At 39.2% G+C, this 14,899-nt stretch carries 13 protein-coding genes; 10 read left to right on the top strand and 3 right to left on the bottom strand.

What is annotated here, in order from left to right:
• Positions 1-136: 136 nt before the first annotated feature.
• Positions 137-352 carry a hypothetical protein gene (locus VNZ46_RS13655; protein ID WP_325560646.1) on the top strand — a complete coding sequence of 72 codons (216 nt, stop codon included), beginning with the start codon at positions 137-139 and terminating at the stop codon, positions 350-352.
• A gap of 117 nt (positions 353-469) precedes the next feature.
• Here the strand turns inward: VNZ46_RS13655 and VNZ46_RS13650 are convergent, their stop codons facing one another.
• Positions 470-850 (bottom strand): MerR family transcriptional regulator, encoded by a 381-nt coding sequence (locus VNZ46_RS13650; RefSeq protein WP_325560645.1) that lies wholly within the window; start codon positions 848-850, stop codon positions 470-472.
• 113 nt (positions 851-963) lie between these two features.
• On the opposite strand from VNZ46_RS13650, the gene VNZ46_RS13645 reads away from it, so the two are divergent.
• Positions 964-1,845 (top strand): alpha/beta hydrolase, encoded by an 882-nt coding sequence (locus VNZ46_RS13645; protein WP_325560644.1) that lies wholly within the window; start codon positions 964-966, stop codon positions 1,843-1,845.
• Between the two features lie 64 nt (positions 1,846-1,909).
• Here VNZ46_RS13645 and VNZ46_RS13640 read toward each other — a convergent pair whose 3' ends face one another.
• A complete protein-coding gene (locus VNZ46_RS13640) occupies positions 1,910-3,733 on the bottom strand; it encodes a sensor histidine kinase (RefSeq protein WP_325560643.1) in 1,824 nt (607 codons plus the stop codon).
• A gap of 214 nt (positions 3,734-3,947) precedes the next feature.
• Between VNZ46_RS13640 and VNZ46_RS13635 the strand changes: the two genes are divergently transcribed.
• Complete coding sequence (locus VNZ46_RS13635; protein WP_325560642.1) at positions 3,948-4,163, top strand: hypothetical protein; 216 nt, start codon at positions 3,948-3,950, stop codon at positions 4,161-4,163.
• Positions 4,136-4,702: an SDR family oxidoreductase gene (locus VNZ46_RS13630; RefSeq protein WP_325560641.1), complete on the top strand. Its 567-nt coding sequence runs from the start codon at positions 4,136-4,138 to the stop codon at positions 4,700-4,702. The genes VNZ46_RS13635 and VNZ46_RS13630 overlap by 28 nt, the downstream gene beginning before the upstream one ends.
• A 44-nt stretch (positions 4,703-4,746) precedes the next feature.
• On the opposite strand, the gene VNZ46_RS13625 is transcribed toward VNZ46_RS13630, so the two are convergent.
• Positions 4,747-5,379, bottom strand: a complete 633-nt coding sequence (locus tag VNZ46_RS13625) for a response regulator transcription factor (protein WP_325560640.1) — start codon at positions 5,377-5,379, stop codon at positions 4,747-4,749.
• A 312-nt stretch (positions 5,380-5,691) separates the two neighbouring features.
• Between VNZ46_RS13625 and VNZ46_RS13620 the strand changes: the two genes are divergently transcribed.
• The 6 genes from VNZ46_RS13620 to VNZ46_RS13595 all read left to right on the top strand — a co-directional run.
• The gene (locus VNZ46_RS13620) at positions 5,692-5,892 is read left to right on the top strand and encodes a hypothetical protein (protein ID WP_325560639.1); all 201 of its coding nucleotides are present in this window, start codon (positions 5,692-5,694) and stop codon (positions 5,890-5,892) included.
• A 179-nt stretch (positions 5,893-6,071) separates the two neighbouring features.
• Positions 6,072-6,674 carry an RNA polymerase sigma-70 factor gene (locus tag VNZ46_RS13615; protein WP_325560638.1) on the top strand — a complete coding sequence of 201 codons (603 nt, stop codon included), beginning with the start codon at positions 6,072-6,074 and terminating at the stop codon, positions 6,672-6,674.
• A gap of 64 nt (positions 6,675-6,738) precedes the next feature.
• A complete protein-coding gene (locus VNZ46_RS13610; RefSeq protein WP_325560637.1) occupies positions 6,739-7,986 on the top strand; it encodes a FecR family protein in 1,248 nt (415 codons plus the stop codon).
• Positions 7,987-8,205: 219 nt separating this feature from the next.
• Complete coding sequence (locus VNZ46_RS13605; RefSeq protein ID WP_325560636.1) at positions 8,206-11,799, top strand: SusC/RagA family TonB-linked outer membrane protein; 3,594 nt, start codon at positions 8,206-8,208, stop codon at positions 11,797-11,799.
• A 28-nt stretch (positions 11,800-11,827) separates the two neighbouring features.
• Positions 11,828-13,306 (top strand): RagB/SusD family nutrient uptake outer membrane protein, encoded by a 1,479-nt coding sequence (locus VNZ46_RS13600; protein ID WP_325560635.1) that lies wholly within the window; start codon positions 11,828-11,830, stop codon positions 13,304-13,306.
• Between the two features lie 4 nt (positions 13,307-13,310).
• The coding region (locus VNZ46_RS13595; RefSeq protein ID WP_325560634.1) for a TlpA disulfide reductase family protein at positions 13,311-14,899 on the top strand (1,589 nt) is incomplete at its 3' end.

The raw sequence follows: 14,899 nt of genomic DNA, 5'->3' as shown, positions 1-14,899 counted from the left end.
TATGTCACCGATCCGGCTTTAATAATGGTTTTGTGTATAAACTACCGGTCACTTTTAACAGAAGTGGCTAGCTAATTGCCTGAGCCGGATGTAATGAAAAGCGCAAGTCCGGTTCTTAAGGGGGAAAGGGGCAGTAATGCCCCCGACCTACCTTCCAAGTTTAAAGATTAAGCGTGATAACTACAGTGCTCTGGAGTCTGCGGAGTTGAGGGGGGAGCAGCGTGGGCAGAAAATCGGTGCGGAGCAGGAAAAAAGGGAAATGGCTGTTAAGTTAAAAACAAAAGGTATGCATGTTGAAGAGATTGCTGAATTAACCAATCTCTCTATAGCTGAAATCCAGGCATTAGTATAAAGTTAAGTTCAGCATTAATATTTGAATAAGCCGGAGGAGAAATTCTTCCAGCTTTTTTGTGAGAACCTATTTTTCTTGGGGGCAGACGGGGGAGGGTGGGGATTAGATGCTAATGATCTAAATTATTATATCCTGTTCAGTTCTATTTTCGATATTATACTTGCAAAGTGCAATTTGCTTTTTCATAGCCTTCAGTTCTTTGATTTTAACATCTATTTGCAACAACTTCTTATCCAGAACTTCAATTTGCGCTTTTTGGCTGATTTCCTTTTTGTACCAGGCATCAACTACTTCCTTAATTTCAGCTAAAGTAAAACCGACAGCTTTGGCCATTTGTATAAACCTTAATTTTTCAATAACATCATCACCATAATAAACATAATTATTGGTGGTTACTTCTTGTTTTTTTTCCCCACTGAAAAGACCTGATTTTTCATAAAACCTTATTGTACCAATAGGTATCCCTGTTTCTTTGGAAAGCTGATTTATTAGTTTCATTGCTATATAAAAAAAAAAGTGAACTATGTAGTATACTTCATACTTGTATGTTGCAAAATTAGTAGATAATTTTGCCTTCACAATAAAAATAGTACCCAGTTATATATAATTCTATGGAAATGCAATATTCAGACGAAGAACTCATAAAATCGCTGCCAGGCTTTAAAAACAATTATACGGAAGTAAATGGAACAACTCTACATTATGTTGAAGGCGGTAATGGGGAACCTTTGATTCTGCTGCCCGGCTGGCCGGAAACCTGGTGGGCTTATCATAAAGTAATGCCTGAGCTTGCAACAAAATACCATGTTATAGTGATAGATCTGAGAGGGATGGGGAGTTCGGGAAAGCCATCAAGCGGATATGACAAAAAAAATATGGCTAAAGATGTCTATGAACTGGTCATAAAATTGGGTTACAAGAGCATTAATATTGGTGGTCATGATATTGGTGCGCATGTTGCTTTTAGCTTTGCAGCTAATTTTCCGGAGCGTACATCAAAGTTAATTGTTTTAGATACACCACATCCTGATGCAGGAATGTATCAATTACCTATGCTTCCAATGCTGGGGGCGAATTATCTTTACCCGTGGTGGCTTGCTTTCAATCAGGTAAAAGAACTCCCGGAACAATTGCTTGAAGGTCGCATGTTTATTGTTATAGCGTGGATATTTAAAAACTTGTTAAATGACCAAAATAGTATGGATGAGTTTGATAAAGCCATTTATGCATTTGCCTACGACAGTAACGATGGCATACGCGCATCAAATGCCTGGTATCAAGCTTTTCCACAGGATATAGAAGATATAAAAGCTTACGCGAAACTCAATATGCCGGTCATTGGAATAGGCGCAACTGGATTTGAGATGTTGCAAAATATGCTTCCTAACTATACAACAGATCTGCAATTGGTAAAAGTTGAGGATAGCGGGCATTTTATGCTTGCAGAAAAGCCAAGAGAAACAGCAAATTATATCAAAGAATTTTTAGGCTAATTTGTATTGATCAGACGTAATGTTGATGGTTAGAATTCTTAGCTACGGACTGGGGAAGGTATGGCTATAATGGGATAGATACAATTATTTCAGTGCCTTTGGTATTTGAATTTATCTTAATTTCACCGTTTAGATATCCAACACGACGGCGAATGGATTGTAAGCCTATGGTTGATTTTCCCTTGTCGGGTTTCTTTTCATCTAAGCCTATTCCATCATCACTGATGGTTAATAATAAGTTCTCCTCTTCTTCATAAATCAGAATATCCACATTTTTAGCTTTAGCATGTTTGATAATATTGGTGATGGCCTCTTGAATAATGCGGAGTAATGCTATTCTTGTGTCCATGTCAACACCTGATAATGCGCTATTGTCTATGTGGATATTTTTGTTGTATCTGTTATCAGGCAGAGCATTATCTGTCAGTAATATAATTTGCTTTTCAAACGACTGTTCCAGTTGCTCATCCGCAGCACTGAACCATTCATGGCTTTTGTTCCGCGCTGCTTTATAAGCATTTTCCGTTTCCTTTTGGAGCATATCCAATTTTCTTTTCAGGTCAACATCACTGGTGTCCATCATTAGTGTTTCCAATTGATATCTGATGGCAGCAATGGATGATGAAAGGCCGTCATGAAGGTCTTGTCCAAGTCGTTGTTGCTCTTCCTTTACCGCTTGGTGTTTAGCCTCTTCCATGGCCATGATTTGCATAGTGGCCATATCGTTGAGCGCTTCTATCTGAGCTTTTGCTTTTCTGTCGCGACGGAGCATCATTAGATAGATGGTCAGTACAATCATTGCTGAGGAAAATGAAATGATTATCAACCATAAGGTTCGTTGTGCGTTTTTTTCGTTTAATAACTTATTTTGGTCCTGTACAGCATTGTACGCGACATAATCATTGATGAACTTTTTTGATTTTTCCCATTCTGCTGTAATCGACTTATCCAGTTCAAAATAAACTTTAATGATTTCGTCTTTATCCCCTAGTTGTTCCGCTACTTCTAATGCATTATGTAAAATGTATATTTCCAAGGAGCTGTCTCCATTTTTTTGTGCCGCCTCATAAGCCTGATAAAGATATTCAAGCGCTTTTTTAGGATTGTTATTATTGTGATCATAAAGTTCTGTCAGCAGGAAGAAAGAGTTGATCAGCAGATCTGTGTTACCAGTACGCTTTGCTTCAAGTAACGACTGTTTTGCAAGTGTTAAAGCTTCTTGTAACTGACCTTTTGAAATTAACAAACGTCCTTGCCATAGCCGGTTGTACGTCAGCACGGCTTCGTCTTTATAGCGGCTTGCAATTTCATTGGATTTGCTCATGTAGTAAAGAACACTATCTTCTGGAAGATCCGGATTCCGGAGACAATAGTGTGCATATACCTTAGACATAATACTATCTTTTTTTAGCTTTTGTCCGATTTGGATAGTCTTTTGCAAAAGTGAAACGATCTTTGCTTTATCGGAGACACCCTTGTTCATAACAGCAACCATATCCAGGTAGACCACGATAATTTTTTCGGTATCATTAATTTGCTGATACTGAGATAATATCTTTCCGAATAGGTCCAATGATTCTGCATATAAGCCTCTTTTATAAAAAGCGAAGGCAATCGAATGGTCGGCCTCTGTTTGGCCCTTCTGGTAATGTATATTAGCAGCCATGCCTTTGGCCTTGACCCCATAATAAAAACAGCTGTCTGCATTTCTGGTTCTGTAAAGTGTCCCGAGTCTGTTTAAGCTGTTAATAAGGGCAACACTGTCTTTGATTGAAGATAATCCTTGTAATTCCTGCTCGATTTGCCGGATTTGGCCTTGAGCAGCGTTGTTACAAGCATATATCAATAAAATCAGGAGCAAACATCGTTTTGGTGATAGATAAAGCATAATTAATTCGAATAGGCAAAATACTGCAAAAATTTCAATTCTCGAGCCGCAATAGTGCTTTTTTGGAGTGATTACTGGTCACAAAATATTGTAGTTCTTTTAAATTTAGTAGCATGTTTTTGCTGTATTATGCATCCTGATTGCTCTTTCTTAATCGTGTTTGTAAATTGATATCGTTGCATGTGTGGATATCGTGCACTTAAAATGATAAGTTATGGCAAGAAATGATTTAAAAGGGAAAGTAGTTTTAATCGCCGGCGGCGGTAAAAACCTTGGTGGATTGTTAAGCAGAGAGTTTGCAGCAAAAGGTGCAAAACTTGCTATTCACTACAATAGTGAAAGTGCAAAGGCAGAAAGTGAAAAAACGTTAGCGGAGGTGCAGGAACTGGGGCCGAAGCATTCTTGTTTCAAGGCGACCTCACAAAGGTAGAAAATGTAACCAGATTTTTTGATGAGGCTATTGCCAGATTCGGTGGTATTGATGTAGCTATTAACACCGTAGGCATGGTATTGAAAAAGCCGTTTATAGACACTACTGAGGCCGAATATGATACCATGTTTGGTGTCAACTCCAAATCGGCTTATTTCTTTTTACAGGAGGCTGGAAAAAAGATAAATGACAATGGTAAGATCTGTACGATCGTTACGTCTTTGCTGGCTGCTTATACGGGTTTATATTCTACGTATGCGGGTGCCAAAGCACCTGTTGAACATTTTACGAGGGCAGCTTCAAAAGAATTTGGCGGCAGGGGTATCTCAGTTACTGCAGTTGCACCCGGACCGATGGACACACCGTTTTTCTACGGGCAGGAGAGTTCTGCAGCGGTTGATTATCACAAGTCTGCGTCTGCACTAGGTGGATTGACTGATATTAAAGACATCGCACCACTCGTTGAATTTCTGGTTACTGATGGTTGGTGGATCACTGGCCAAACCATTTTTGCAAATGGCGGTTATACAACAAGATAGTAACTGTTTATTTCCAGACCAATAGCGGATTTTTTAGAATGAGATCAGATCAGTTCCTGTTTGCGCGCATAGAACAACAGTTCTGTAATAGAATTGACGTTTGCCTTCGCCATCATTTTGCGGCGATGTGCTACAATTGTATGCTTACTTAAATGTGCCTGTTCTGCTGTTTGGGCAATTGATAATCCATTTGCAAAATAATGAAGAATATCTAGTTCCCGCGCTGTGAAGGGTAGTTTTACTGTTGGATTTGTATTCGAAGCAATTTCGCTAATTGCAGGAGAAATATACTGTCTGCCCTGGTTTATTATTCTAAGGCATTCGACTATGGAATTAAAACCCGATGATTTGCTTACAAGGCCATTGGGATTGTAACTCAGGATATTTGTAATTGTAGTGGGGCTGATTACAGAACTCACTATAATTATTGTAATGAGTTTGTTTAACCGTCTGGCTTCGTTAATAAGTGGCAGGCTGTTCTTGTCTTTTAGATAATAGTCTAAAAAGAGGTAGATGGGCGATTCGGAATGCTTAATCAGAAAAGAAATTAATTCCCGTTCCTCGCTAAGTGTGTGCACGGAACGGAAAAGATCCAGCCGCTCAATAAGTGCTGAAAAGGAATCTGCAAATAAAAGATGGTCATCAAAGACAATTGCTATTGCTTCAGTTTTTTTCATAAATGGCAAGAATAAAGCAAAAATATGGGATTGGATTGGTCGTACCAAATATGTAAAGGGTTCAATAGGCAAAATGCTGTTATGCTATCTATTGTAATAGCAAATTATTGCTATTACAATAGATAGCATAACATGATATTGTTATAATTAATATTTTAAAATAGTTAAACAATAAATAAAGAAGAGCTTGGTCTTTCATGCAAGTCTGCATGACCCTTTTGAAGAAATTTCAAAATTGAAACCTATAGAGAGAAGAGTATGAAAGATAAGTTAATAAATTCTAAACCAACTTATGTTAATCTAGTCCAGACAATGCATAGATTGAATGCTTCTGAAATAGAAACCCGTCGTTTACTTGATTTTGTAGATATCATTGTCGCGATTGACTATTATGGCATAACTGAACTGTTGGATACGATTGGAGAAGAAAGACTGAGGGCGCATCTGGAAATGGATAAAAAGTACCAGTACCTTGCAGGTGCCGGTGATGATGTGGCTTTCTCTGAGATGTAGATTGCACTAAAGTAGTTTTGAGCCAAGGACAATTGGGTGAATCCCATGCATCTGTTAGATGGTAATATAATAACTTGGGATGATACTTACTCGAGTGTATATATTAATGATTTGCACTATTCCAATATAAATACGGATATTGGTCTTTCGAATGATAACCAATTTATAATTGGCAATAAGTGAAGTTAAAGGATAAACAAAAAGAGCAGTACCAGATTGAAGATTTCCGAAATGGGAATGAGCAGATGTTGTCTTATTTTTTCGATCTGCATTACAAATCCCTTTGTTATTTTGCCGGACGGCTTTTGCAGGATGAGCACCAGGCAAAGGATATTGTATCTGGATGTTTCGTTAAACTATGGGAGCGCCATGCTGATTTTGAAACAGCGCAGAACATTAAAGCATTCTTGTACATCAGTTGCCGGAATGCTTGCCTGGATTATCTCAAACACTTAAAAAGAAAGACAGCCGCACAAGAATTGTATTTCAATCAGCTTAACGGAGAAGAAGAAAATATATTATTTCATATCATTGAGACTGAGATATTAGAAATCTTGGGCAATGAAATAGAACTGCTTCCTCCAAAATGCAAAGAAGTATTCAAAATGATTTATCTGGATGGCAAAAAGACAGACGAGATTGCTGAGCAACTGGGGCTATCTGTGCAAACCATTCGTAATCATAAAACAAAAGCCATTGAATTGCTGAAAAATCAATTATTAAAAAAGGGTGTTTCTTCGGCCGTTTATCTCGCATTTTTATTTTTTATAGACCGGAGATAAAAAAAAATAAAATTCTTATAGTTGTTCTGGTTACTACTGTCGTTTCTATAGAAAATTAAAGAGAATGTTTGAGCATGAATTTCATATATCTGAACTAATAGCCCGCCATATGCAAGGTGGCTTGAGTATAAAAGAGCAGACGGAGCTGAATATGTGGTTAAATTCTTCTGCAGATAGACGCAAATTCTTTGATGAGCTTCAGAATGAAGAGGTCTTAAATGAAAAAGTCAAAACATTCTACGCTATAGATAAGGCAGAATTGTGGGAAATGACAAGGGAGAAAATCAAAACTTCCAGAGCTGGCTATAAAATTGGAACTAAAAAGCAATTATGGTATAAGATTACTGCTGCCGCCGCAATTGTAATGATATTGAGTTTAGGTCTGTATTTCTATAAGAATAAATCGGCTCGTTCTGGGCAATCCAGTATCGGTTTGGCCAAGCACGATATTGCTCCAGGAATTTCTTCGGCAACACTAACTTTGGCCAATGGAAAAAAAATTATCCTGTCTGATGCAGCCAATGGGGAACTTGCCAAACAAGCAGGTATCGTTATTTCAAAAACAGCTAACGGGCAGATAGTCTATAAAGTAAATAATGCCAGCCAGACCCAAACTGGTCAATTTAATACCCTCTCTACCGCAAAAGGAGAGAGTTATAAAATGCAGTTGCCAGATGGTACATTAATTTGGTTAAATGCAGCTACTACAATTAAATACCCGGCATCTTTTAGTACCATGAAATTCCGTCGTGTTGAATTAGAGGGAGAAGCCTATTTCGAAGTGGCTAAAGACAAAACCAAACCATTTATTGTTTCTACACGGCCTGGTTCTAATGGCGCAGGACAGGAGATTAAAGTATTGGGGACGCATTTTAATGTGAATAGTTATACAAATGAACCTGTAGTTACTACAACCTTGTTAGAAGGCAGTGTACATGTTGTACCTTTATTACCGCTGCCGGGGGCAGGTCTATCTTCTTCGGGAACAAAGGTGGGCGTAATTCTTAAACCCGGACAACAAGCTATTAACAAGCATGATGATATCAAAGTGGTTAAGGCAGATCTGGAGCAGGTGATAGACTGGAAGCAGGGTGATTTTTACCTGAACCATATCAACTTTAAAACTGCTATGCGCAAAATCGCACGGTGGTACAATATTGAGGTGGTGTATGATGCTTCTGTTTCTGATTCTATTGAATCAGGAGGCTGGATTTCCAGGAATAAAAGACTCTCTGAGGTACTACAATCTATAGAAGCCACCGGACAAGTTCACTTTAAAGTGGAGGGGAAGAAAGTTATTGTATTTAAATAATTACACCATTTATAAAAGCATCAACTAACCAATAACCAAACCAACAACATGAAAAGAATGAAGACACCTTTGCGACAGAAAAGCTAGAAGCTGGAAAAGAAACAAACCAGGCCCTTTTCTAAGGGCCTGGTTGTAGCCTGGTAACAATTAAATAACTGTAAACTGCAGCTGCCACGCACCGTGGAAAGTAGGGGCATGCTGCTCAACCAAACCATACAAATGTATAGAATTTATACCACTAAAACGGGTATGGCCTATAGGCTGTACCATAAACTATTGCTAATTATGCGACTTACCACCGTTATACTAATAGCATCTCTTATGCAGGTCAGTGCCGCAACATTTGGCCAGCGTATTACTATAAATCAAAAGAAGGCATCATTGGAGGCCGTGTTGAAGGAAATCCGGAAACAAAGCGGGTATGATTTTTACTATGACAGTAAAGTTGTGTCATTATCCCGGCCTATTGATATTGCAATTCAAAATGTTAGCCTGGATGAGGCGTTGAAGTCAGCATTTAGCGGGCTTAACATTGGCTATACGATTCGGGGCAAAATCATTTCTATCCGGGAAAAGGATACTTCCTTTCTGGATAAAATGGCCAGTATTTTTGCAGATATTAATGTGCGGGGAATTGTGGTGGATTCGACAGGGAATACATTGAGTGGCGCTACGATTAGGATCAAAGGAACCAACCGGGTTGCGGTTACCGATAACAATGGTGAGTTTATCTTTGATCATGTTGATGAGCATGCCATATTGGAAATCTCCTTTTTGGGTTACCGTAAAAAGGAAGTAAAGGTGTCTAAAAATATGGGGCATATTCCATTGGAATCTGCCAGCGGTGAGCTTGCCGAAGTATTCGTGGTTTCGACTGGTTATCAGACTCTTCCAAAGGATAGAAGTGCAGGTGCCTTTTCTCAGCTGAATGGCGGTAAGCTGGCCCAGAAAAGTATAAGCATGAACGTAGTCGATCGCTTAGAGGGCATGGTACCTGGCCTTGCCGTTAATTATGGGCAGGGTAATGACAAATTGATATTACGCGGGGTAAGCTCTGTCAATCTTGATCGTCAGCCTTTGATTATATTGGATGGCGTACCTGTTGCTGAGTATCGCAACATCGAATCTCTGGTGAATCCACAGGATGTGAAGGACATCACTATTTTAAAGGATGCAACTGCAGCGTCTATTTGGGGTGCACAGGCCGCAAACGGGGTAATTGTGATTACCACCAAATCAGGTGAATATAATAGCGGTAGAATTAATATTACTTATGATGGCTTTGTTTCATTTAAAGGAATGCCTAAATACAGTTCATTAAATTTGATGTCCAGTCCGGAATTTATTGCCACAAGCAAACAATTGTTTCAGGATCCAAATTATCTTAATGCATTTCCGTACAGTAGTGTGAGTGCAGTAAATGCCGGGAAATTCCCAAAAATATATCCTCATGAACAAATATTTTACGATTTAAAATCGGGATTGAACACTCAGGCTGTTGCCAATCAGCGATGGGATTCCTTGTCTAATTTGTCCAACAGGGACCAGATTAATAAATATTTTTATCAGCAGTCCATGCTTACCTCTCACAGTGTAACATTGTCTGGAGGCGGCAAATTGAATAAATATTTTACTTCATTGGCCTATAGCAGATATGACAATGCAGATAAATCGACCAAAGACAGGTATAATTTTAATTTACGTGAGGAGTGGAAACTCGCGAAATGGCTTACGCTTGATCTGACGGGAAATATGTCGTATGAAAAGAACCGTACCTTAAATATGTCTTACCCAACGGTTCTGAATCAATATGTTCCGTATGCGCTTTTTGCTGACGGGAATGGTAACCCATTATCACAGAGTTATCTATATATGACCAGAGCTTATAGAAGCACAGCAGAACAGAAAAGTAAGCTGAACCTGGATTATATTCCCTTAAACGAACTAAATTACAATAACAATGACAATAGTGTTTTGGCCGCCAGGATAAATGGTGGGTTAATGGTAAATTTGTATAAAGGCTTGAATTTTACAACAAGGGCCCAGTACCAGAAAACCGTAGACAACGGGTATAATTTTTATGATCAGAATGCCTATGGTGTAAGGGTAGAAACTGCTCAGTTTACCCAGGCTCCAACTACTGCAGGTGGCGATCCGGTGTATTATTTACCAACAAAAGGTGGTTATTATTATACCAATAACCTCAACGTAACCTCCCGGACCATTAGAAATCAATTGGATTATAATTTGGAGATTGGAGATCACCAGATTACCGCATTGGCAGGCCAGGAGGTACGGAGTACGCTTTTTGATGTGACCAATACCATGACCAGGGGCTACGACTTTCAAACCCAGACTTATACTGCATATAATCAAAAAGACCTGGAACTTACCGGGGTCAGTAATCCTGTACTGCCTGCTGGAATTAACAGTAAAAATACCTTGAGGTCACTTCCAATCACTAAAGGAGAATCGGAATCCCGTTTCGTTTCTTTTTACGGAAATTTAGCTTATGCTTATAAAAACAGGTATAATTTTAATGGAAGTTTACGTTATGATCAGTCCAATCTTTTTGGAACGTCTAAAAGCAGCCAGAATAAGCCCATCTGGAGTACAGGTCTAAGCTGGAATGTTGACCGGGAAGATTTCTTTGGCACTGCGCTTTTCAACAAATTGATGTTGCGGGCTACCTATGGAATTTCTGGGAACTCTCCACGTCCGGGACTGGGCGGAACGGCCGATGTATTGTACGCCCACAATGATGCATTTTACAATGGTCTGGGTACCGGATATATTCTGATCAGCCCCGCTAATGAGCTGTTGGTATGGGAAAAAACGACAGCTTTAAACCTGGGTGCTGATTTTGAACTGCTTTCGAACCGCATTTCGGGAACAATAGATTATTACAATAAGCAAACGTCTGATCTTTTGGGTGAACGGCCTACAGATCCAACAAGCGGCTGGTATACGGCCTATGGCAATTTAGGTGGACTGTACAACCGGGGCATAGAGATTTCTGTAAACAGCAGAAACATCAACCAGAAAGATTTTAACTGGACTACCAATTTTAATATTTCTTACAATAAGAATAAAATTACTTCCTTAAAAAGGTATACCGCTCTAAGTGTAGATGGTAAGGCGAGTGGTGGTTTTATTGAAGGGTATTCTGCATACAGCCTATTCGCTTATCAATACGCCGGTTTAAATGCCGACGGAAATCCTATGGTATATAAAAAGGACGGCAGTACAGCCATGTTTACCAATCAGCTGACTTTAGATGATGCCCATTATCAAGGTAGTACACAACCTCTTTGGTACGGTGGTATGACCAATACATTTCGTTATAAGGATTTTACTTTGTCGGGGCTGATCGTTTATAATTTCGGAAATGTAATGCGCAGTGATGCAAACCAGTTCTATACGGGCAGGTTATTGACAGATATTCAAAGCAATTTTAATGAAAGATGGCAAAGTCCTGGGGATGAAACGAAAACAAATGTGCCAAAATATGTTCCAAATGAGACCAATAGTGCCAGTCAGAGGACAACCTCGTTTTATACTAAGGGGGATGTGAATATTGTCAGCGCGTCGTATATGCGCTTGAGGGACTTAACCTTATCGTACGACTTATTCCATTCGGGGCTATCAAAATTGCATATACAGCGTGCGAAGGTTTACGCCCAGGTAAACAATATTTTGCTCTGGACGCAAAACGACAAAGGTATAGACCCTGAGTATTATAACCTGTCTACAGGAACAAGACTAGCAGCTATGCCAACATTTTACACACTCGGGTTAAATCTATCTTTTTAATTATCAATACAGATAAAATTATATTCCAATGAATATTTCAATAAAAAAAATAGTAATGCTTATTGTGATCTGCATTGCACTTACAGGATGTAAAAAATTCCTTGAGATTGAGCCTAAAGGAAAGGTGTTGGCTAAAAAGTTAGAACATTATAACGGACTTTTTAACAATACTCTATTAAATGGTTTTCAAAATTTAAAAATGACCTCCACAACCAATGCAACTACAGGCGAACTGGGCTATTCATTTAGTATCCTGGGCGAAGTTGAGGCTCCTTTTTATATGTCGGATGATATGATGGCCAATCCCTCAACTTTCCAGAACTATAGTCAAATTGAGCAGAAAAGTTATAAATGGGCCGATGATATTTATCTTCCCGATGATAACGCTGCAGAGTGGGGAACGATGTATATTCATAATTACGTTTACAATGTGATTGTGAATGGGGTGATGAATGCCGAAGACGGTACTGAGGCCGAGAAAAAGGCGTTACAGGCGGAAGCAAGGGTGGCAAGGGCATATATGCACTTTTGGGTGGCTCAGCTCTTTGCTAAGCCTTTTAATGAAAATACGGCCGCAAATGATCCGGGCATACCTATTGTAACTGAAGCTTCTACAGAGACTGCTGGTTATAACAGGGCTTCTGTGAAAGCGACTTATGATTTTATTGTTAATGAGATTAATGCAGCCATTCCTTATTTAAGCCCAACCACAGTCAGCAGAGGGAGGATAAGCCAGCTGGCTGCTTACAGTATTTTGGGCGAGGTTTATTTTAATATGGGGAAATATGCGGAAGCTCTTACTCCGCTTAAGAAAGCATTTGACCTGGTAAACACCAGTAAAGTGCCAATATCGTTGTATAACTACAATACAAAAGTAAACGACTGGTATATTTCATTTTTCCCGAATTTGGGTTTAACTAATTTCCCTAATCCATTTGACAGTTATGAAACCATTTTTGTGGAGCAAACTGCCGCACCGGTTTATAGTGCATTTAGTAGTTTGGCTGTGCTGACACCGGAAACCTATAACTTGTTTGGACCCGATGACCAGCGTAAAAAAGCATTTAGCAACAAAGGCTTGTTTTCTTCCTTGCAGTTGCCGGGCTATCAGAGGTCTGGGCCGTTAACAGTAAATTTAGGACCAACATTGCCCAATTTGTATCTCATGAAAGCGGAATGTGAGGCACGTGGTGGCCAGCTTTCTGACGCTGAAAATGATCTGGAGACTTTGAGGAAAAACCGGATGCCTGATGCGTCTGCACAGGTTCAATATTCCGGCCAGCAAGAATTGGTTAAGCTCATCTTGCGTGAGCGTATTCTTGAATTTGCGGCAACTGGCAGAAGGTGGTTTGACATGAGGAGATTGTTTGATGATGTGAACTACAACAATATTCGTGGCAGCCGGACGGTGGACAGCAAAGTTTATACACTAAACAAAAACCGCCTCACATTAAAGATTCCTCCTATGATCTTAAATTATAATCCATCAATGCCTAATAACCCATAAACTTATGTCAGTTAATCTATTTAAGTTCGTATTTATACAGTTAATTGGCATAAGCTTGTTTTTTACACAAGTTTATGCTGATACACAATCTACTTCTGCTGATACAGCGATTGTTAAAATTAAAAGCAAGGATACAACAGGCTACCCGGTAAGGCTGATGTATACAGATCATAATGAATCAAAATTTGTTTTAAACGCAAAAGCAGTTAACGGTATCTATGAATTTCACATCCCTGTAAAAGGGTATAGCAAAGCTGTTTTATATATTACATCTTCCAATAGTATCATTAAAACAGGTCAAAGTTTTATTCCCCAGCCTGCCCCTCAGTTTCTGATCAAGGGTGGCAAGGAGGTATCTATCATCGTAAATTTCAACGATCCATTGGATTTGTTGCTGAAAACAATTGATCCTGAGATCCAGCTCTATGAAAGTTTCTCTGCCAGGGAGCGCCGTAACCACCAGTTGATATGGGAGCAGATGAAAATAAAGTTTGCCCGGCCTGGCGTGCAGGAAAAAATAGCTGAGGCGGAAAGAGAAATTGCTAAACTTTCGAAAGATTTAAATGCCTATAAAAAAGAGTTTGTTATAAGAAACCGTAATACCTTTGCCGCATTATTGGTGTTTGAGAGTTATTACACGGAACTGGGCAACGAGCTTGCCTTTGAGCAACTAAAAACTATCGCAGCAGGATATAAGAATTCTACAGAATGGATGGCTTTGTATGCGAAATTAAAGGCCGCAAATGCCACGGCAAAGGGGGCTGTAATTCCTGCATTTCAAGTGGCGGATATAAATGGGAAAATTTTTAATTCCCAAACGCTGGGGGGGAAATACTTGCTGATTGATTTTTGGGGGAGCTGGTGCCAGCCCTGCCGGGCCAGCCATCCTGAATTGAAGGAAATTTATGAACGCTATCAATCAAAAGGCCTGGAGATACTTGGTATTGCTTATGAAAGCGGCTCTGCCGAAAATCAGCTTAAACAGTGGAAAAAGGCCATAGCGGAAGATCAGATTAATTGGATTCAGGTACTCAATACACCGCAGAATAATTTGGTGAAACTATTTGGGGTAAGTTCTTATCCTACAAAAATTCTGGTAGATCCAAAAGGAAATATTCTATTTAGAACTAGTGGGAACAGTGATGGGTTAAAAAAACAATTATCATCCATCTTTGACCAAAACTCACCGGTACTGGCTTCATTAAATAAGAATATATCTAGAGATAGTCTTTTAAATTACCTAAACCAGAAACTGACTGAAAATACTGCACAGTCTGAAACTATATTAAAGGCAGAGGCAGAGGCCTTAAAAAAGAGCTCAGATGAAGAGAATTTATTACTTGCTGTCAAACTTTACAAAGTAATGGGCAATAATGATGCAGCACAGGCCGTAGAAAAGGATCTACCCAAAAAGTTCCCTAAAGGAATTATGGCACGTGATCTGGCCTACGATAAAGTTTTTGGTTCAAAGCCAGAGCTTCCACTTTCAGTTGTTGAAAAAGATTATTTGAACTGGCTGAAAGAATATCCGCCTTCAAGATATACTTTAAAACAACGGGATAAATATGATTTCGCGCTTTTAACACTTATTCA

Origin of the sequence: Pedobacter sp., assembly GCF_035566355.1 — a bacterium.
GTDB lineage: Bacteria > Bacteroidota > Bacteroidia > Sphingobacteriales > Sphingobacteriaceae > Pedobacter.
This window is presented reverse-complemented; position numbering and strand designations above follow the sequence as displayed.